We start from the raw sequence: 19482 nt of genomic DNA, 5'->3' as shown, positions 1-19482 counted from the left end.
TGCTGTCGCCATGGCTCTCGACGGTGTGGTGGCGTTGGTGACGGGCGGTTCGCGGGGCATCGGGCGGGCGACCGCGCAGCAGCTCGCGGCGGCCGGGGCGACAGTCGTGGTGCACTACGTCAGCAACAAGGCCGCGGCGCAGGAGACGTTGGACAGCCTTCCCAGCAACGGAAACCACGAGGCGCGGCAGGCCGACCTCAAGGACCCTGACCAGATCGCGGACCTCGTCGACGGCGTCGTCACCCGGCACGGGACCGTGGGGGTGCTGGTCAACAACGCCGGGACGTACGAGCCGCAGCCGGTGCTCGAGACCTCCTACGCCGACTGGCAGGAGATCTGGCGCCGCACGCTCGACACCAACCTGGTCGGGCCGGCGAACCTCATCCACGCCGTCGTGCCGCACATGGTGGCCGCCGGCGGCGGGCGGATCATCAACATCACCTCGCGCGGCGCGTTCCGCGGCGAGCCCAACCATGTGGCCTACGGCGCCAGCAAGGCCGGGCTCAACAGCCTCAGCCAGTCGCTGGCCAAGGCGCTCGGCCGGCACAACATCTTCGTCACCGCGATCGCGCCCGGGTACGTCGAGACCGACATGGCCGCGCCCTATCTCAACGGGCCGCGTGGGCACGAGATCCGCGGCGAGACCGCCATCGGGCGCATCGCCGACCCCGACGAGGTGGCTCGGCTCGTGACGTTCCTGGCGACACCGGGCACCGAGTCGATGACCGGCGGGGTCATCGACGTCAACGGCGCGTCCTACCTGAGGACGTGACGGGCTGGTTACTCGTCGTTGAGAACGAGGCGGTACGCGTCTTCTATACGCGCCGCGAGCGTCACTTCGCGTTCCGTGATCGACACCCCGTCGGCCGCGGCGAGCTTGACCTGTGTGTAACCATCGAGACGGCGGATTTCGGCCCGCAGGTGGAGGGCGTCGGCACAGACCTTCACGCGTTCGGTGAGGTCGCTGTGCTGCGAATTGTCGAGCAGGAAGACCCGCTTGAGCTGCTTGTCCTCACGTGTCCAGCCGGCCAGCAGGGCGAGCGCGTCGGACAGGTAGTCGCCTCTGCTCCGCCCGTTCCAGAGGGCTCGCATCCACACCTCCCAGGCGTCGTTGCCGGCTTGTGGCCAAATCGTCGCCATCTCGTCATGGTTCGGTGCCCACAGTCTTTCGCTGACCGGCCCCCGTGTCCACGCCCACATTTCCCCCTTGTGGTGACCTAGGGGACGGCTCCGGCACCCGAAACGGCATTTCGTCTGGCACGCTGGTTGCTCGTGCACGCCGAAAGTCCAAGCCCGCCCGACGGCCGGGGGAACGCGGCCATCCGCGTTATCGTCGGTGCCGCTATCGTTGCTGAGCGTAAAGTTTTGGCCTGTGCCCGGTCGCATCCTCCCGAATTAGCCGGCATGTGGGAGTTCCCCGGCGGCAAGGTCGAGCCGGGTGAGTCCGAGACCGGTGCACTCGTGCGGGAATGCCAGGAAGAACTGGGTGTGCGCATCGCGGTCGGCGACCGCATCGGCGACGATATCCCTTTGGGGCATCGCCGCACCGTATTGAAGATTTTCGCCGCACGACTGGTTGACGGGCAGCCGCAGCCGCTGGAGCATGCCGCGCTCCGCTGGCTCGACCGCGACGAGCTCGACGAGGTGCCCTGGCTGCCGGCCGACGCCCCGATCGTGGCGGCCCTCCGCGCCGGTCCGTGGCTGAGCTGAAAAGGCGAAGGCCCCCGGCGCCGAACGCCGGGGGCCTGTCAGACCAAGCTCAGTCCTGGTCGGGATGCGCGTAGTTGAGGTTGCGCGCCGGCATCGGGAACTCCACGTCGTCGCCGAACGGCGACGCCGCGCCCGAGCGGTCGAACGCCGCCTCGCTGACGCCCAGCCGGCCGTTGGCGCCCACAGCCGGAAGCTGCGCGGGCGCGAGCTGCCGGTGCCAGTTGACGCCGCGTTCGACTTCCTGCTCCTCGGTGCGCTCGTGTGCGTCCGGCAAGTCCTCGCCTCTCATCGCGGGCCCGGCCGCCACCGAGTGGCGAGCACCGGCTTCGGTCAAGTCGTCGTCGCCAGGGTGCCGACGGAAGATCTTGCTGCCCAGCCACACCAGCGGATCGTACTTACGGTCCACCACGCGCTCCTTCATCGGAATGATCGCGTTGTCGGTGATCTTGATGTGCTCAGGGCACACCTCGGTGCAGCACTTGGTGATGTTGCAGTATCCGAGACCCTGATGCTGCTGAGCGTACGTCTTCCGGTCGTCCTTCGCGTCCAGTGGATGCATATCCAGCTCCGCCGCCCGGATGAAGTACCGCGGGCCGGCGAACGCCTTCTTGTTCTCGTCGTGGTCACGCACCACGTGACAGGTGTTCTGGCACAGGAAGCACTCGATGCACTTCCGGAACTCCTGCGAGCGCTCGACGTCGACCTGCTGCATCCGGTATTGCCCCGGAGCCAGATCCGCAGGCGGCGCGAACGCCGGGGTCTCGCGGGCCTTCTCGTAGTTGAAGGAGACGTCCGTGACCAGGTCCCGGATCACCGGGAACGTGCGCAGCGGCGTGACCGTGATGGTCTCGTCGTCCTCGAATGTCGACATCCGGGTCATGCAGCCGAGCCGCGGCATGCCGTTGATCTCCATCGAGCACGAGCCGCACTTGCCGGCCTTGCAGTTCCACCGGCACGCGAGGTCGGGCGCCTCGGTGGCCTGCAACCGGTGGATGATGTCGAGCACGACCTCACCCTCGTTGACCTCGACCTGGTAGTCCTGCAGGTCGCCGCCGGTCTCGTCACCCCGCCAGACCTTGAATTGGCGCTTGGTTCCCATTACTTGCCCGACCCTTCGGCAGACGTGTCGAAGTCCGCCAGCTCGTCCTCGGTGAGGTACTTCGAAAGCTCGGTCCGGTCGAAGAGCTGGATCAGCTCGGACCGCATCTTCGGCAGCGGCTTGTGCTCGAGCCGCACCTTGTCGCCGTCGAGGGAGCAGACGAGGTTGACCGTCCGCCACTTCGCGGACATCGCGGGGAAGTCCTCGCGGGTGTGGCCGCCCCGCGACTCCTCGCGCTCCAGCGCCGCCTTGGCGGTGCACTCCGAGACCACCAGCATGTTGCGCAGGTCCAGCGCCAGGTGCCAGCCCGGGTTGTAGCGGCGGCCGCCGGCGGCGCTGACCTTCGCGACCCGCTCGCGCAGCTCGGCGAGGCGGGTCAGCGCGTCCTCCAGCTCACCCTTGCGCCGGATGATGCCGACCAGGTCGCCCATCACGGCCTGCAGGTCCTGCTGCAGCTTGTACGGGTTCTCGCCGGTGTCCCGCGACAGCGGGGCGAGCGCCGTGTCGACGGCCGCCTCCACCGTGCCGGCCGGCACCGCCGGGCGCTTGCCGATGCCGTCGACGTAGCGGGCGGCGTACTCACCCGCGCGCTTGCCGAACACCAGCAGGTCGGAGAGCGAGTTGCCGCCGAGCCGGTTGGAGCCGTGCATGCCGCCGGACACCTCGCCGGCCGCGAACAGGCCCTGCACGTGCCCCATCGCCGCGCCGGAGTCGGGGTCGACCTCGACCCCGCCCATCACGTAGTGGCAGGTCGGGCCGATCTCCATCGGCTCCTTGGTGATGTCGACGTCGGCCAGCTCCTTGAACTGGTGGTACATCGACGGCAGGCGCTTCTGGATGTAGTCGGCCGAGCGCCGGGACGCGATGTCGAGGTAGATGCCGCCGGCCGGAGTGCCGCGACCCTCCTTGACCTCGTTGTTGATCGCGCGGGCGACCTCGTCACGGGGCAGCAGCTCCGGCGGGCGCCGGTTGTTGTCGGGGTCGGTGTACCAGCGGTCCGCCTCCTCCTCGGTCTCCGCGTACTGCTTGCGGAAGACGTCGGGGACGTAGTCGAACATGAACCGCTTGCCCTCGGAGTTCTTGAGGACGCCGCCGTCGCCGCGGACCGACTCGGTGACCAGGATGCCCTTGACCGAGGGCGGCCAGACCATGCCGGTCGGGTGGAACTGCAGGAACTCCATGTTGATCAGCGTCGCGCCGGCGCGCAGGGCGAGCGCGTGGCCGTCACCGGTGTATTCCCAGGAGTTCGAGGTCACCTTGTAGGAGCGGCCTACGCCGCCCGTCGCCAGCACCACCGCGGGCGCCTGCAGCAGCAGGAACTCGCCCGACTCGCGATAGTAGCCGAACGCGCCGGCCACCTTGTCGCCGTCGAGCAGCAGCTCGGTGATCGTGGTCTCCGCGAACACCCGGATCCGGGCGTCGTAGTCGCCGAACTCGCGCTTGTCGTCCTGCTGCAGCGACACGATCTTCTGCTGCAGCGTGCGGATCAGCTCCAGGCCGGTGCGGTCGCCGACGTGGGCGAGTCGCGGGTACTCGTGGCCGCCGAAGTTCCGCTGCGAGATCTTGCCGTCCGGCGTGCGGTCGAACAGCGCGCCGTAGGTCTCCAGCTCCCAGATCCGCTCCGGCGCCTCCTTGGCGTGCAGCTCGGCCATCCGGAAGTTGTTGAGGAACTTGCCGCCGCGCATGGTGTCGCGGAAGTGGACCTGCCAGTTGTCGCGCGCGTTCGCGTTGCCCATGGCCGCGGCGGCGCCGCCCTCGGCCATGACCGTGTGCGCCTTGCCGAACAGCGACTTGGAGATGATGGCGACCCGCTTGCCGGCGAGCCGTGCCTCGATCGCCGCGCGCAGGCCGGCGCCGCCGGCGCCGATCACGACGACGTCGTAGTGGTGTCGTTCGATTCGCTCAGTCATGTCAGTCGCCTCAGTTGATGAACCGCACGTCGCCGAACCAGTTCGCGGACACCGCCATGATGTAGAAGTCCGTGATGGCGAGCGTCGCGAGTGTGATCCAGGCCAGCTGCATGTGCCGGGTGTTCAGCTTGGACACGAAGGTCCAGAAGCGGTAACGCACCGGGTGCTTGGAGAAGTGCTTCAGCCGCCCGCCCGCGATGTGCCGGCAGGAGTGGCAGGAGAGCGTATAGGCCCAGAGCATGACCACATTCACGATAAGAATGAGGTTGCCGAGCCCGAAGCCGAATCCCTCGGGGCTGTGGAAGGCCTTGATGGCGTCCCAGGTGTTGATGACCGAGATGATGCCGGCGGCGTAGAACGCGTACCGGTGGGCGTTCTGGAAAATCAGCGGGAAGCGCGTTTCGCCGGAGTAGGTCTTGTGCCCGTCGGGCACGGCGCAGGCCGGCGGCGAAAGCCAGAACGAGCGGTAGTACGCCTTGCGGTAGTAGTAGCACGTCAGCCGGAAGAGCAGGAGGAACGGCAGCGTGAGGGCCGCCTCCGGGATGATCCACCAACTGGGCAGGAAGGTGCCGAACTCCGCCGCGTTACCGCACCGATCGGTGAGGCACGGTGAATAGAACGGGGTCAGGTAGTGGTAGTCCTCGACGAAGAACCACTTGTGCATGTAAACCCGGACCGTCGCGTAGATGATCCAGGCCGACAGCCCGATCACCGTGATGAGCGGCGCTAGCCACCATCGATCCGTGCGCAACGTCCGAGCCGTTATCGAGGCGCGCGCCTGCGCCCCGACCGGCCTCGTCGCCGTTGTCGTCATGAAGTCTCCCGCAAGGTTCTCATAGCCGCTGGCCGGCGCGTGACGGTGCACACGTTACGCGCAGGAAAACAGGCCGCTCGCGGAGGTGCCAGCGGATGTGATCAATCCGGTTGGCTGCTGTCAGAGATCGGGTGCGGAGAGGCGGCGGATCGATGCCGCGCAGTCGTGGTGGCGGCCCGCCAGGCGCTGCACGCCGCCGCGGTCCGGCGCGACGAAGAACGCCGGCGCACCGTTGCGGGCCTGCCGGTCGAGCGCGTCGGCGTAGGTGGTGCGGGCGTTCACCAACTCGGTCCACCGCCGCGCGAGGCGGTCGTCGTCATCGTCGCCGCGCAGTTCGTCGAGAAAGGGGCGGATCGCCTCGTTCTCGTTGCGGATCGCGACCGCGCGCTCGCGCGGCCCGGAGGTGGATCCCGGCGGCGCGAGGCGGTTGAGCCGCACCTCCAGGGCCTCGCAGGCGCCGGCGACGCGCCCGCCGGCGTCGGCCGCGTCGGCGATCCGCACCACGCCGACCACCGCGGCGCCGCAGGCCGCGACCACCAGCAGGACGGCGGCGGCGGCGACCCCGCCGATGATCAGCCGGCGCTTGCGCCGATTGTCCACATTGTCCGGCTCGACGGGAGCCGCAGTCGGCGATTCATCAAGATTGTCCGGTTCGTCGGTGGTCGACGACGACGGCGAGGGTGGCGGGGTCGTCATGCAGGAGAATCTATCCCGAAGCGCCACCCGTGAAGTTCCACGAGGCCAGCCGCAGCGACGGGCCGGTGAAGCCGAAGATGTCCCAGCTGTCCGCCGGCGTGATCGCGTTGCCGCCGATGCCGAGCACCGCGCCGGGCCCGAGCGCCAGCGGATAGGACTGCGTGAACCGGAAGTTGCGCACCGGCCGCGTGATCTCCCCGTCTTCCACCAGCCACACGCCGTTGCGGGTCAGCCCGGTGACCACCAGCGTCTTCGGGTCGAGCACCCGGGTGTACCAGAAGTCGCTGACCAGCAGGCCGCGCTCCATCGTGGACAGCAGTGCCGCGGTGTGCCCGTCGGCGGCCGGCCCGGCGACCGCCGCCGCCGGCGCGCCCTCGTCGGGCTGCAGCCGCAGGTTGGCCGCCAACGGCCCGAACGCGCTGCCGCCCGGCCACGCGTGCCCGGTGGAAACCGCGCCCGCCTCGGCCGCCGACCGCCGGTCGTGCGCCACGGCGGTGGTGATGCCGTCGCCGACGAAGGTGACCGGGCGCTTCGGCGTGCCCTCACCGTCGAACGGGACGCCGGCGCCCGCCGTGGCGGTCACGTCGTCGACGATCGTCACGGCCGCGTCGAACTGCGCCGCGCCGATCTCGGCGAACGACTGGCGCTCGTTGTGCAGCTTGCCGTTGAAGCCGTAGAACGCGAAGTTGGCCAACAGGTCGGCCACCGCCGTGGGCTCCAGCACGACCTCGTAGCGGCCCGGCGGCAGCTCGACCGGGTCGGTGCCGGCGCGGGCCTTGAGCGCGGCCCGGCCGCCCAGCACCACGCCGTCGATGTCGGCGAGCCGGCGCGACCCGAGCCGCGCGACACCGTCGGCGCCGGGCACCCGCGCGATGCCGTCCATGGCCGCCTCGGTCGCCCGACCCGCCACCGCCTGCCCGGCACTGTTGGCGAACGCGCCGGACCAGTGCACGGTGCGGCAGTAGCCGGCCGTCTCCAGCCCCTCGGCCGCGTCGACGAACGCGCGCACCCGGGCGGCCCGCTCCTCGGGGCCGGCCTGTGCGGTGGCCTCGTCCCAGGCGCCGTCGCCGACCAGCGGCGCCGGCGGCGTGAGCCCGGGCCAGCCCGGGTCGACCGGGGTCAGCGCGGCCGCGGCGATCGTGCGCTCGACCAGCGCGGTGAGCCCGGCCTCGTCGACCACGGTGGTCGAGCCGCCGACCGTTCGGCCGTCGAGGTTGACGCGCAGCCAGACCGAGGTGGTCGCGTCCGCGACGTTCTGGTGGATGCCGGAGTTGGCGAACCGGGTCAGCGCCAGCGCGGTGTGGCCGGCCTGCACCTCGGCCTGCGCGGCGCTGCCCGCCAGGCGGCGGACCAGGTCGACGACCCGGCCCGCGAGATCGAGCTCCGCCGACATCAGCCCGTCACCCCCACCCGTACGCCGGTGAACCGCGCCGGAGCCGCCGGATGGCCGGTGTGGCCGGTCTGGCCCGGCTGGCCCTTGCCGCAGTTCGGGATGCCCCACGCGGTGACCTCCGACGAGAGCATGTCCATCGACTGCCAGAACGTCGGGCCGATCCCGGTGTAGGTCGGGTTGCGCAACATCCGGCCGATCCTGCCGTTCTTGATCTCCCAGCCGATCTCACAGCCGAACTGGAAGTTGAGCCGCCGGTCGTCGATCGACCAGGACCGGTTGGTGTCCATGAAGATCCCGTCGTCGGTGCTGGCGATGATCTCTTCGAGCGTGTGCGGGCCCGGCTCCAGCCCGACGTTGGTCATCCGCACCATCGGCAGCCGCGCCCAGCCGTCGGCGCGCACGCTGCCCGCGTAGTCGAGGCCGGCGACCGAGGCCGAGTCCCGCCCGGCCAGCACGCCGACCCACAGGCCCTCGTGCACCGCGTAACGGGAGGCGGCGGGCGTGCCCTCGTCGTCGTAGCCGAAGCTGCCCAGCGCGCCCGGGATCGTCGGGTCGATCGCGATGTTCATCAGCGCCGAGCCGTAGCGCATCGAGCCGAGCTGGTTGAGGTCGAGCCAGGACGTGCCGGCGTACGCCGCCTCCCAACCGAGGATCCGGTCGAGCTCGATCGCGTGCCCGACCGACTCGTGGATCTGCAGCGCCATCTGCTCGCTGCCGAGGATCAGCGTGGTCTCGCCGGCCGGGCACGGCGCCGCGTTCAGCAGCTCGCGCGACTCGATCGCCACCCGCGCGGCGTTGCCGGGCAGGTCGAGCTCGGTGACCAGCTCCCAGCCGCGGGTGCCGTACTGGTTGCCATAGGACCGGCGCTGCGACTCGCCCTCGCCGATCGAGGTCGCGGCGATGCCGCCGCCGCACTCCCGGAACCGCTGGTCGATGCGGTGGCCCTCGCTGGAGACGAACCACTTGGCGGTGTCCCAGATGCGGTAGTGGCTCTCGGCGATGTCGGCGCCGTGCTCGCGCATCGTGGTGGTGAGCCCGACCATCAGGTCGGCCTTCTCGGTCAGCGGCACGCCGAGCGGGTCGACCTCGCACGGCGACGACCACGAGCCGGACGCCGGCGGCAGCGGGACCAGCCCGGTGGCCGGGCCGGGGACGGTCGCGCTCGCGGCGGCGATCTTCGCGGCGCGGGTGCCGGCCGCGCGCGCGGCGGCGTCCGACATGTCGGGCAGGGCGTAGAAGCCCCAGCCGGAGCCGACCAGCGCGCGCACGCCGACGCCGGCGTCCTCGTCCTGGTTGAGCTCTTCGATCTCGCCGTTGCGGGCCGACATGGACTCGGAGCGGCGGTGCATCACCCGCGCGTCCGCATATCGCGCCCCGGCGTCCAGAGCGGCCTGGACAGCGGCAGCAGCCGCGTCGAAATGGGTCACACACTCGACCCTAAGTCACGATTCTGTCGCGGCCGCGAACCATCCCCGGGCATACGGCGTCCTCGATGCAGAGTCGTTACCACCGACCCGGCTGACAGTGCGGAGGGCCGTAGCTTACTTTCAGCGCCAACGGTCGGATGCAACTTCCTTTCGCGTTCGAAGCGTCCACTGCACAGTGCACGACCCGGAAGGAGGGTGACCGCCATGACCGATGGCGCCACCGGTCCGGTCGGTCTCGCGGTCGCCTCGCCCGACGAACCCCTCGGCGACCAACCCGGGACCGGCGCCGACAAGTCCATTGTCGGGCGTTCTCCCGGCCAGCTCGCCTGGCGCCGGTTGAAGCGCGACCGCACCGCCTGGGCGAGCGGCATCGCGCTGGCGTTCTTCGCCCTGATCGCACTGGCCGCACCGCTGATCGAACGCCTCTACGGCAAGGGACCACTCGACCGCTTCACCGACAAGCTGGACCGCAACGGCAATCCGCTGGGCTACCTCGGCGGCATCAGCGGCGAACACTGGCTGGGCATCCAGCCCCGGCTCGGCCGCGACATCCTGATCCAGATCGTGTACGGCATGCGTACCTCGCTGATCGTCGCGCTCACCGCCGCACTGCTGACCATCGTGCTGGGCGTGGTCATCGGCATCGTCGCCGGCTACCTCGGCGGCAAGGTCGACGCGGTGCTGAGCTGGCTGACCGACCTGACACTGGCGTTCCCGTTCTACATCTTCTGTTTCGCGTTCGTCCCGATCGCGGTGGCGCAGCGCTACGGCCCGACCGACCAGGAGGCGTCCTGGTTCAGACCGATGCTGCTGGTCATCGTGTTCGTGCTGTTCAACTGGACCTACAGCGCGCGCCTGGTCCGCGGCCAGGTGCTCACCCTGCGCGAGCGGGAGTTCGTCGAGGCGGCCCGCGCGTCCGGCGCCCGGGTCGGGCACGTCCTGTTCAAGCAGTTGCTGCCCAACCTCTGGGCACCGATCCTGGTCACCTTCTCGCTCAACGTGCCGGCGCTGATCACCGCCGAGGCGGCCCTGTCGTTCCTGGGCATCGGCATCCTCGAGCCCACACCCGACCTGGGCCGGCTGATCAGCGACAGCGTCACCTACATCCGCGACGACCCGGCGTTCACGCTGACGGGCGGCATCACGCTGTTCGCGCTCGTGCTCGCGTTCAACCTGTTCGGCGACTCGCTGCGGGACGCCCTCGACCCCAAGTCCGACCGGTAGGAGACGACGACGATGATCCGGTTCTTCGTCAAGAAGGCTCTCCTCGCGGTCACGACGCTGTTCACGGTCAGCGTGCTGACCTTCGGGCTGTTCTTCGCGGCGCCGAACAACCCCGCCGAGCTGATGTGCGGCAACCGCAAGACCTGCACGGCCGAGCAGCAGGAGAGCATCGCCCGCCGGATGGGCCTCGACAAGCCGGTCGTGCGGCAGTACGCGGACTTCATGGCCGGCATCGTCAAGGGCCGCACCTTCGGCGAGGGCGACGCGGCTCGCGAGTGCCCGGCGCCGTGCCTCGGCTACTCGTTCCGCAACGACGAGCCCGTCACCGACGTCATCGGCCGCACGTTGCCGGTGACGCTGTCCATCGTGTTCGGCGCCGCGGTGGTCTGGCTGCTGATCGGCGTCTCGGTCGGCATGATCTCCGCGCTGCGCAGGGGCACCATCTTCGACAAGGGCGCGGTCGGGTTCTCGCTGACCGGCGCCTCGATGCCGATCCTCCTGTTCGGCCCGCTGCTGCTGATCATCTTCGTGTACGAGACGGGGCTGCTCAGCTATCCGAGCTACGTGCCGATCACCGAGAACCCGCTCAAATGGGCGGCCGCGATGGTGCTGCCCTGGCTGGCGCTCGGCTTCATCAACTCCGCCGGCTACGCGCGGCTGGCCCGCGCGCAGATGCTGGAGACCCTGTCCGAGGACTTCGTGCGCACCGCACGGGCCAAGGGCATGAGCAAGATGCGGGTGTACGGGCGACACGCGCTGCGCGCCGCGATCACGCCGATCGTGACGATCGCGGGTCTCGACCTGGGCACCTACCTCGGCGGCACGGTGGTGACCGAGACCATCTTCGGCTTCACCGGGCTGGGCAAGGCATCGCTCAACGCGGCGATCAACCTCGACATGCCGCTGGTGATGGCGACGGTGTTGCTCGCCGCGTTGTTCATCGTCGTGGCCAACCTCGTCGTCGACGTCCTCTATTCGTTCATCGACCCCAGAGTGCGACTGGCATAGACCCACGGGCGCGTGTCGGTGTGGGCCGTGCCGACACGCGCCCGTGATCCGAAAGAAATGTTCGATCAGCAGGCTGATGGCGGAGGTTTCCTGCAAGCCTCCGACGGATGAGGGAGGGAGTGACCGATGCGTCCAACACGGACGTTGCGGCGGATGACCGCCGCCACCGGCGCCACGCTGCTGCTGGCGGCGACGCTGGCCGCCTGTTCAAAGAACACCGGCGAGTCCGCCGAGGAAGGCAACGAGGTCGTCGTGAAGACCGGCGCGATCTCGACCGATCCGAAGGACTCGCAGGGCCCCGCGCCCGAGGTGCCGGGCGCGACCAAGGGCGGCACGCTGAAGATCATTCAGCAGGCCGACTTCGAGCACATGGATCCGCAGCGCACCTACACCGTCGGCGCGATGGCCGTGCAGCACCTGCTGGTCCGCAACCTCACCCAGTTCCGCGAGGACGGCAAGGGCAAGCTGACGCTGGTCGGCGACCTGGCCGAGAACCCGGGCAAGGACGTCAACGGCGACTGCAAGGTCTGGGAGTACACGCTCAAGAAGGGCGTCAAGTACGAGGACGGCTCCGAGGTCAAGGCCGCGGACGTGGCCTACGGCATCGCCCGTTCCTTCGAGGAGACCATCGACGGCGGCCCGACCTACGTCCAGGAGTGGCTGGCCGACAACCCGACCTACAACGCCGACTACAAGGGCCCCTACACCTCGGGCAACACCACGGTGCCCGGCCTGACCGTCAACGGTGACTACGGGCTCAAGTTCGAGTTCAAGAACCCGCACTGCGACCTGCCGTTCGCGCTGAGCATGGGCACCTCGGCGCCGGTGCCGCAGGCCAAGGACGCGAAGCTCGAGTACGACCGGAAGGTCTTCTCGTCCGGGCCCTACAAGATCAAGGAATACACCAAGGACAGCAAGCTGGTCCTGGAGCGCAACCCGAACTGGGATCCCAACACCGACCCGATCCGCCACAACTACGTCGACAACGTCGAGGTGGAGATGGGTCCGGACGACGCCGCGCAGACCGAGCGGACGATCGCCGGCGGCGCCGACGCCAACGCGATCGCCTGGGACGGCGTGCCGCAGTCGCTGGTGAGCAAGGTGCAGGGCGACGCGTCGCTCAAGGAGCGGACGATCGACACCCCGAGCCTGTTCGTCTGGTACCTGGCGATCAACAACCAGAAGGTCACGGACCTCAACGTCCGCAAGGCCATCGGTTGCGCGCTCGACAAGCAGGGCATCCTGCTGACCCAGGGCGGCGAGGCGGCCGGCCGGCTGACCAACAACCTCCAGGCCGACACCACGATCGGTTACCAGGAGTTCGCGGACCCGACCGGGTGCGGCCCGGCCGGCGACCCGGAGAAGGCCAAGACGCTGCTCGCCGGCAAGAAGATCAAGCTGGCCTTCATGTCGCGGGACACCGCCTTCGGCCAACAGACCGCGCCGGTGGTCAAGGACAGCCTGGAGAAGGCGGGCTTCGAGGTCGTCGTCTCCTACGTCGCGCAGCCGAACCACAACCCGACCGCGCGGACGAAGGACAACCCGTACGACATCTACATCAGCAACTGGGGCGCGGACTGGCCGAGCGGCGCGTCGACGATCCCGGTGCTGTACGACGGCCGGAAGATCGGCCCCAAGGGCAACTCCAACGTGTCCTACTTCAACGGCGACGACGTCAACCAGGCCATCGACAAGGCCTCGGCGCTGCCGGCCGGTGACGCGGGCGACGACTGGTCCGCGATCGAGAAGACCATCGTCGACAAGTACTACCCGGTCGTCCCGATCTACCAGTCCAAGACCTTCGTGGTCATGGGCGACAAGGTCGGCGGGGTGTTCCACTCCGACTCGATCGGCACGATGGTCTACTACAACGCCTACATCAAGCAGTGAGTTGACGGAGGGGCCCCGCTAGCGGGGCCCCTCCCGCTGCTCCAGTGGGCACCACCAGGTCGTCCGGCCGCCGAAGGTGCCGTGTGCCGCCGGCGTGCCGTCCCGCGGGCAGCGGCCCTCGGCCCGCAGCCGCAGGCTCTGCAGGGTGTGCACCCCGCCGTCGCGCACCGAGGTGCGGATCGCGTACCGGGTGGCCCGCAGCAGCGCGGTGACCTCGTCCGGGGTCAGGTCGTCGACCGGCGTGCCGGGGTGCACCCGGGCCCGCCAGAGGATGTCGTCGGCGAGCAGGTTGCCGATCCCGGCGACCGCGTGCTGGTCGAGCAGCCGGGCCTTGATCGGCGCGGTGCCGCGCCGCAGCGCCGCCCGGAACTGCGCCGCGGTGATGTCGGTGGCGTCCGGGCCGAGCACCTCGATCGGCGGGTCCAGCCGGATCCGGCCGAGCCGGCGCGGGTCGACCAGCATCAGCCGGCCACCGTCGGCGAACGTGAGCGCGAAGCGCGCGAACCGGTAGTCGCCCTTCGCCCGGCCGCGCTCCCAGTAGTCGCCGCCGTCGACCTCGGCGCCGTCCGGGTCGGCCACCACGATCTTGCCGGACATCCCGAGGTGGATGCCCAGGATCGGCCCGTCCTCCGAGGTCTCGCACCACATGCTCTTGCCGCGCCGGTGCGCGACGGTCAGCTCGCGGTCGATCAGCGCGTCCCGGATCTGTCCGGGCGGATGCGGCCGGCAGACCCAGGTGTCGTGATCGTCGACGCCGACGACCCGCCGCCGCAGGGCGGCCCGGGCGATGACGGCACGGGCGTTCTCGACCTCAGGTAGTTCGGGCACTCCTCAGACGCTACGACGCAGAAAGTCGAGCTCGGCGGGGAGCCGGCGGGCCGGGTCCGTCTCGCGGAGCAGCTCGTGCGGGCGGTTGGTCCGGGTCAGCTCGGTCGAGAGGCGGGCGACCTCCGCGGCCTCCTCCAGGTCCGCGGGATCCGCGACGATCAGCAGCGGGCGCACGGTCGACCGTGGCGGCACCGGCTCGGCGGCCAGCTCCAGCAGCGAGTGGTGCGCGTAGATCTCCGGACCGTCGACCGGCTGACCCAGGTAGCGCTCGGCGTAGGCCGTGCCGCACTGCGCCCAGTCGACGATCGGGCCCTCGGCGACCGCGGACCGGAACGTCTCCGGCCGGCGGAGCACCGCCAGCGCGGCCAGCCAGCCGCCGAACCGCCGGCCGCGCACGGCGACCCGGGCCAGGTCCAGGTCGGGGTGCTTGCCGCTGAGCGCGGCGAGCGCGTCGGCCTGGTCGCTGAGCATCACGTCGGCGAGCCGGCGGTGCACCACCTTCTCGAACGACGGCGCGACGCCGGGCGTGCCCCGGTTGTCGACCGTGACCACCGCGAAGCCGTTGTCGGCCCACCACTGCCGCTCGATCCAGGCGGACCGCTCGGCGCGCACCTCCTGGCGCCCGGGGCCGCCGTCGATGTCGAGCAGCACCGGCAGCCGGCGCCCGGCGACGTGGCCGGCCGGGTAGACCACCGCGGCCGGCAGTCGCCGGTCGGTGACCCGCTCCAGGGTCGGTCGCGGCGTCACCGGCGGCTCGGCCGACTTCAGCTCGAGCTTCGCCACCTGGGTGTCGCCCTGCCAGATCGTCCAGCGGGTGCCGGTGTGGTCGAGCGAGCGTGCGCCGATCACCAGCACGTCGCCGCCGACGGCGCCGGTGTGCCAGCCGGGCGCCGTGGTCAGCCGGCGGGACTCGACTCCGCCGCCGCCGATCGCCGTGCGTACCCGGAAAAGATGTTGTTCGCTCGGTTCGCCGTCGCTGGCCTCGACCAGCAGGTCGGGCGAGCCGCCCGGGCCGGGCATCCGGCCGACCACCCGGCGCAGGTAGAGCGAGGGCGGGGTGAGCAGGGTGCCGTCGGCGAACAGGCACCGCGCGTCGTAACCGTCGTGGGCCAGCTCGCCGCCCACCAGCACCCGGCCGTCGGGCAGGTGGCAGGGCGTGCCGGCGACCGGCTCGACCCAGCGCGGGTCGGCCAGCTCGGCGTGCACCTGGGTCTCGCCCGTGCGCGGGTCGACCGCGAGCACGAGGCCGTGCTGCTGCATCCGGCGCAGCACGGTGATCAGTGGGCCACCCTCGACCCAGTCGACGGCGACCAGGTAGGGATAGGTCTCGCGGTCCCAGTGCACGTCGACCCAACCGCCGTCGAGGTCGAGCAGGTGCAGGCTGACCTCCGCGTTGGTGCCGCCGGCCCGGGGGCGGGCCACGGTGACCGGTGGCTCGCCGATCTCGGTGCGGGCCACCCGGGCGTCGTCGACCCGGGTGGCGAGCAGGGTCTGGCCGTCCGGCGACCACCAGTAGCCGCGGCGCCGGTCGAAGTCGCGCGCGGCGACCTCCTCGGCGCGTCCCCAGCTCACGTGGGTGCCCTCGCCGGCCAGCAGCACGTCGGCGCCGCCCGGGTTGATCACCCGGAGCTCGCCGGACGGGCTCAGGTAGGCGATCCGGGTGCCGGTCGGGTCCGGGCGGGCATCCGTGACGGGCCCGTCCGTCGTGACCTCGGTGACCGCGCCGGTGCGCACGTCGACCGTGCGCAGCCGCCCGTCCGTGACCAGCGCCGCGACGCGGGCGAGCGGGTCGGCCGCGTACGCGTCGATCGGTCCCTCGGCGACCAGCCGCTCGGTCGCCTCGCCACCGGCGGGCAGGTCGAGCGCCCAGAGCGAGTCGGTGGGATCTTCCGGGCCGGCGGAGCGCAGGAACAGCGCCCGCGAGCCGTCGGCGGCGACGGTGACCTCGTGCGGCGCGCCGCGAGTGAACAGGTGAGTCCGCGCGGCCAGCTCGGGAAACTCCACATCCGGATCGTATGGGGTCTAAGGGGCTGGTGAGAGTCGTTCCGGGAGGCCGCCGGAGACGCGCGTAGAGTGGCCCGGTGGCTCGACGACTACTGCTGGTGCACGCCCATCCGGACGACGAGTCGATCAGCACCGGCGCGACGATGGCGCACTACGCGGCGCAGGGCGCACAGGTCACGCTGGTGACCTGCACCCTCGGCGAGGAGGGCGAGATCTACGTCCCCGAGCTGGCCCGGCTCGCCGCCGCGGAGGCCGACCAGCTCGGCGGCTACCGGATCGCCGAGCTGCGGGCCGCCTGCGCCGCGCTGGGCGTCAGCGACGTGCGCTTCCTCGGCGGTGCGGGCCGCTTCCGCGACTCCGGGATGATGGGCCTCGACACCAACCAGCACCCGCGGTCGTTCTGGCGGGCCGACCTCGACGTGGCCGCCGGCTACCTGGTCGAGGTGATGCGGGAGACCCGGCCGCAGGTCATGATCACCTACGACGAGCACGGCTTCTACGGGCATCCCGACCACATCCAGGCCCACCGCGTGGCGATGCGGGCGGCCGAGCTGGCCCGGGCCGAGGGCGTCGGGCCCGCGAAGATCTACTGGACCGCGCTGCCCAAGAGCGTGCTGGAGGCGGGCCTGCACGCGTTCGCCGACTCCGTGGGCAACCCCTTCGAGGGCGTCGAGAGCGTCGACGACTTCCCGTTCGGCAACGCCGACAGCGACATCGCCGCCCGGATCGACGCGACCGACCTGCACGAGGCCAAGGTCGCCGCGCTCAAGGCGCACGCGACCCAGATCCCCGACTCCTCCTGGCTGTACGCGCTGGCCGGCGACTTCGGCAGCGAGTTCATGGGCGTCGAGTACTACACGCTCGCGGCCGGTGAGCGCGGCCCGGGCGGCGGACCCAACGGCTGGGAGACCGACCTGTTCGCGGGCCTCGCCACCGGCGACCCCGAGCCGGCGGAGGCCGGAACCAGGTGAGCAGCGTGTCCAGCCCCACCGACCACGTCCCGCCGCCGCCGGAGTCGCCCGAGCCCCCGGCGGCCTCCGCGCCCGAGCCCAGGCGCAGCCGCGACCGCGGCGCGGTGGCGGTCCTGCTGACCATCGCCGGCGTGGTGATCACGCTGCTGCTCTCGGTGCTCACGGCCGTCCTCGAGCTGCTGCTGATCAGCGTGCGGGTCGGCGGGCAGCTGATCGGCGTGTCGGCCGTGCTGGCGCTCGTCGGCAACCTGTTCGTCGGCTGGTTCGCCTACCGGTCCACCCGGCGCAAGTGGGTCGTCCTCCCGGCCGCCCTCATCTGGCTTCTGATCACCCTTCTGGCCGCCGGTCGGACTACAGAGGGTGACTACCTGATCGCAGCCAATAACTGGGTGGGATGGGCGATGATCGGTCTCGGCTCGCTGGGCTGGACCATCGTCGGCATCCGCCTTGTGTCTTCTCCACCTGCGAAAACGCTCTACTGAGCCCCTCGCTGCGGCGCTTGGCCGCCGGGTGAGGGCCGCCACGCTGGGTGTCGGTTCCGAGATCTGTTCGTTACAGTCGGTGCGGTCCACATAAATCCGGACTTAAGGTATTCGATGCAGACCGCCCCCCGGAGCACGAAGCGCCGCCGGTTCGCCGTCGGCGGCGCCCTCCTCGCCCTGCTGCTGATCGTCGTCGGTGTCCTCGCCGGTTTCGCGTACAAGGGTGACGTCCCCCGCGGCACCTCCGTGCTCGGCATCGACATCGGCGGTCTGAGCCGCTCGGCCGCCGTCTCCCGGCTGCACGCCGGGCTCGACGGCAAGCCGGCGCTGGACAAGCCGATCACGGTGCACGTCACCGGCGACTCCGCGAAGTCCGCCGACGCCGAGGTCACCCCCGACCAGATCGGCCTGGCCGTGGACGTGGACGCCACCGTCGCGGACGCCGCGAGCGGCGGCCCGCACCTGTGGGGCGGCCACACCGTCGCGCCGAAGGTCACCCTCGACGCCAGCAAGCTCGACGCCGCCCTGCGCCCCACGGTGCAGCAGGCGACGGGCAACGCCGCCACCCCCGGCTCGATCACCTTCGACGGCGTCACCCCCAAGATCACCTACCCGACGCCGGGTAAGGGCGTCGACCTGCCCAAGGCCACCGACGCCGTGAAGACCGGCTGGGTCAACGCGATCTCCGCCGCGGGTGTCGCCGCCGGTGGCACCGTGCCGAGCCCGGGTCAGCCCGGCGCCGCCAGCGTGTCGGTGCCGCTGGTCGACGTCGACAACGCCAAGGGCCGCGCCGCGGTCGACGCGCTGATGGACTCGCTGGCCAAGCCGGCCGTGTCGGCCCCGGTGACGGTGCACTCCGCCAAGGGCGACGTGACCATCACGCCCGACATGATCGCCAAGAGCCTGAAGATCAGCGGTGCCGCGGACGGCACCGTCACGCCGTCGGTCGACCCGGCCGCGCTGCGTACCGCCATGGGTTCCGCGATTTCCAAGATCGAGTCGTCACCGCCGTCGGCGGTCAAGGGTGAGGGCGCCACCCAGCAGGTGCTGGTCAGCGAGGCCGGCGGCGAGTACGTGGACGGCAACAAGCTGGCCACCGACGTGCTCGGCGTGCTGCCGAAGCAGGGCCCGCGCACGGTCGACGCCGTGCTGAGCCCGGCACAGCCCTTCGTCGCCGACGCCAACCTGCAGAAGCTGGGCGTCAAGGAGAAGGTCTCGACCTTCACCACGAAGTTCACCGGCGGGCTGAACGAGCCGCGGGTCAAGAACATCGTGACCGTGGCCAAGAAGGTCGACGGCGCGGTCGTGAAGCCCGGCGAGACGTTCTCCCTGAACGGCTACACCGGCTGGCGCGGCTACGAGCAGGGCTACGTCGACGCGCCGGTGATCGACAACAACAAGCTCGTGCCGGCCGTGGGTGGCGGCATCTCGCAGTTCACCACCACGCTGTTCAACGCGAGCTACTACGCGGGCCTCAAGGACGTGGAGCACAAGCCGCACTCCTTCTACATCTCGCGCTACCCGTCGGTGATCGAGTCGACGATCTTCTGGCCGAACCTGGACCTGAAGTTCCAGAACACCACGCCGTACGGGATGGTCATCGACACGTCGTACACCAATGACTCGATCACGGTGTCGATGTGGAGCACGAAGGTCTACGACAGCGTCAAGACCGAATGGGCGCCGAAGCACGACGTGACCAAGCCGGAGAGCAAGAGTCTGCCGGCCGGCCCGGAGTGCATCGCGACCACCGGCAGCGACGGCTTCACGCAGGACGCCTACCGGGTCATCACCAAGGACGGCAAAGAGGTGCAGCGCGAGAAGTTCAGCTGGCGTTACGATGCTGAACCGCGTTACACGTGCGAAAAGCCCAAGGCCGCCGACCCGGCCACGACCGATCAGGCCACGACCGCCGCGCCCGGCAGCCAGCCGGAGCAGCAGCCGACCGACGAGCCGGTCGCGCCGGTCACGCCGCAGTCGAGCTACGGCGGCTGGGGGCGATGAGCGCCGACTAACGCGGCAGGAC

General features: G+C 70.4%; 17 protein-coding genes. 8 read left to right on the top strand and 9 right to left on the bottom strand.

Going from position 1 to position 19482, the window contains the following annotated elements; translation table 11 throughout:
* Positions 1-10 precede the first annotated feature (10 nt).
* Positions 11-772: an SDR family NAD(P)-dependent oxidoreductase gene (locus tag Air01nite_RS29715; protein WP_203706649.1), complete on the top strand. Its 762-nt coding sequence runs from the start codon at positions 11-13 to the stop codon at positions 770-772.
* A gap of 8 nt (positions 773-780) precedes the next feature.
* Here Air01nite_RS29715 and Air01nite_RS29710 read toward each other — a convergent pair whose 3' ends face one another.
* Positions 781-1092, bottom strand: a complete 312-nt coding sequence (locus Air01nite_RS29710; RefSeq protein ID WP_203706663.1) for a 4a-hydroxytetrahydrobiopterin dehydratase — start codon at positions 1090-1092, stop codon at positions 781-783.
* 180 nt (positions 1093-1272) lie between these two features.
* On the opposite strand from Air01nite_RS29710, the gene Air01nite_RS29705 reads away from it, so the two are divergent.
* Entirely contained in the window at positions 1273-1710 is a 438-nt protein-coding gene (locus Air01nite_RS29705) for a (deoxy)nucleoside triphosphate pyrophosphohydrolase (RefSeq protein WP_203706648.1), read from the top strand.
* 49 nt (positions 1711-1759) lie between these two features.
* Here the strand turns inward: Air01nite_RS29705 and Air01nite_RS29700 are convergent, their stop codons facing one another.
* The 6 genes from Air01nite_RS29700 to Air01nite_RS29675 form a co-directional block, all read right to left on the bottom strand.
* Positions 1760-2809 carry a succinate dehydrogenase/fumarate reductase iron-sulfur subunit gene (locus Air01nite_RS29700; RefSeq protein ID WP_203706647.1) on the bottom strand — a complete coding sequence of 350 codons (1050 nt, stop codon included), beginning with the start codon at positions 2807-2809 and terminating at the stop codon, positions 1760-1762.
* Positions 2809-4719 carry a fumarate reductase/succinate dehydrogenase flavoprotein subunit gene (locus Air01nite_RS29695; protein ID WP_203706646.1) on the bottom strand — a complete coding sequence of 637 codons (1911 nt, stop codon included), beginning with the start codon at positions 4717-4719 and terminating at the stop codon, positions 2809-2811. Before Air01nite_RS29695 ends, Air01nite_RS29700 begins: the two co-directional genes overlap by 1 nt.
* Positions 4720-4729: 10 nt before the next feature.
* Positions 4730-5533: a succinate dehydrogenase subunit SdhC gene (gene sdhC, locus Air01nite_RS29690; RefSeq protein WP_203706645.1), complete on the bottom strand. Its 804-nt coding sequence runs from the start codon at positions 5531-5533 to the stop codon at positions 4730-4732.
* 120 nt (positions 5534-5653) lie between these two features.
* The gene (locus Air01nite_RS29685; RefSeq protein ID WP_203706644.1) at positions 5654-6229 is read right to left on the bottom strand and encodes a hypothetical protein; all 576 of its coding nucleotides are present in this window, start codon (positions 6227-6229) and stop codon (positions 5654-5656) included.
* Between the two features lie 10 nt (positions 6230-6239).
* The gene (locus Air01nite_RS29680) at positions 6240-7622 is read right to left on the bottom strand and encodes a TldD/PmbA family protein (RefSeq protein WP_203706643.1); all 1383 of its coding nucleotides are present in this window, start codon (positions 7620-7622) and stop codon (positions 6240-6242) included.
* Positions 7622-9049: a TldD/PmbA family protein gene (locus Air01nite_RS29675; RefSeq protein ID WP_203706642.1), complete on the bottom strand. Its 1428-nt coding sequence runs from the start codon at positions 9047-9049 to the stop codon at positions 7622-7624. Before Air01nite_RS29675 ends, Air01nite_RS29680 begins: the two co-directional genes overlap by 1 nt.
* Before the next feature lie 204 nt (positions 9050-9253).
* On the opposite strand from Air01nite_RS29675, the gene Air01nite_RS29670 reads away from it, so the two are divergent.
* From Air01nite_RS29670 to Air01nite_RS29660, 3 genes are all read left to right on the top strand, one after another.
* Complete coding sequence (locus Air01nite_RS29670; RefSeq protein WP_203706641.1) at positions 9254-10273, top strand: ABC transporter permease; 1020 nt, start codon at positions 9254-9256, stop codon at positions 10271-10273.
* A 12-nt stretch (positions 10274-10285) separates the two neighbouring features.
* Complete coding sequence (locus Air01nite_RS29665; RefSeq protein ID WP_203706640.1) at positions 10286-11281, top strand: ABC transporter permease; 996 nt, start codon at positions 10286-10288, stop codon at positions 11279-11281.
* A gap of 126 nt (positions 11282-11407) precedes the next feature.
* Positions 11408-13171: an ABC transporter substrate-binding protein gene (locus tag Air01nite_RS29660; RefSeq protein ID WP_203706639.1), complete on the top strand. Its 1764-nt coding sequence runs from the start codon at positions 11408-11410 to the stop codon at positions 13169-13171.
* Positions 13172-13189: 18 nt separating this feature from the next.
* Here Air01nite_RS29660 and Air01nite_RS29655 read toward each other — a convergent pair whose 3' ends face one another.
* Together Air01nite_RS29655 and Air01nite_RS29650 are read right to left on the bottom strand one after the other, a co-directional pair.
* Positions 13190-13999, bottom strand: a complete 810-nt coding sequence (locus Air01nite_RS29655) for an Fpg/Nei family DNA glycosylase (RefSeq protein WP_203706638.1) — start codon at positions 13997-13999, stop codon at positions 13190-13192.
* 3 nt (positions 14000-14002) lie between these two features.
* Complete coding sequence (locus tag Air01nite_RS29650; protein ID WP_203706637.1) at positions 14003-16003, bottom strand: S9 family peptidase; 2001 nt, start codon at positions 16001-16003, stop codon at positions 14003-14005.
* A 77-nt stretch (positions 16004-16080) separates the two neighbouring features.
* On the opposite strand from Air01nite_RS29650, the gene mshB reads away from it, so the two are divergent.
* The 3 genes from mshB (at position 16081) to Air01nite_RS29635 (ending at position 19460) form a co-directional block, all read left to right on the top strand.
* Positions 16081-16974: an N-acetyl-1-D-myo-inositol-2-amino-2-deoxy-alpha-D-glucopyranoside deacetylase gene (mshB, locus tag Air01nite_RS29645; protein WP_203706636.1), complete on the top strand. Its 894-nt coding sequence runs from the start codon at positions 16081-16083 to the stop codon at positions 16972-16974.
* 5 nt (positions 16975-16979) lie between these two features.
* Positions 16980-17456, top strand: a complete 477-nt coding sequence (locus Air01nite_RS29640; protein WP_203706635.1) for a hypothetical protein — start codon at positions 16980-16982, stop codon at positions 17454-17456.
* A gap of 114 nt (positions 17457-17570) precedes the next feature.
* The gene (locus Air01nite_RS29635) at positions 17571-19460 is read left to right on the top strand and encodes a VanW family protein (RefSeq protein WP_203706634.1); all 1890 of its coding nucleotides are present in this window, start codon (positions 17571-17573) and stop codon (positions 19458-19460) included.
* Positions 19461-19482 lie beyond the last annotated feature (22 nt).

The organism is Asanoa iriomotensis (genome assembly GCF_016862515.1).
GTDB lineage: Bacteria > Actinomycetota > Actinomycetes > Mycobacteriales > Micromonosporaceae > Asanoa > Asanoa iriomotensis.
Note: the sequence above shows the minus strand (reverse complement) of the source record. Positions and strands in the feature narration are given on the sequence as shown.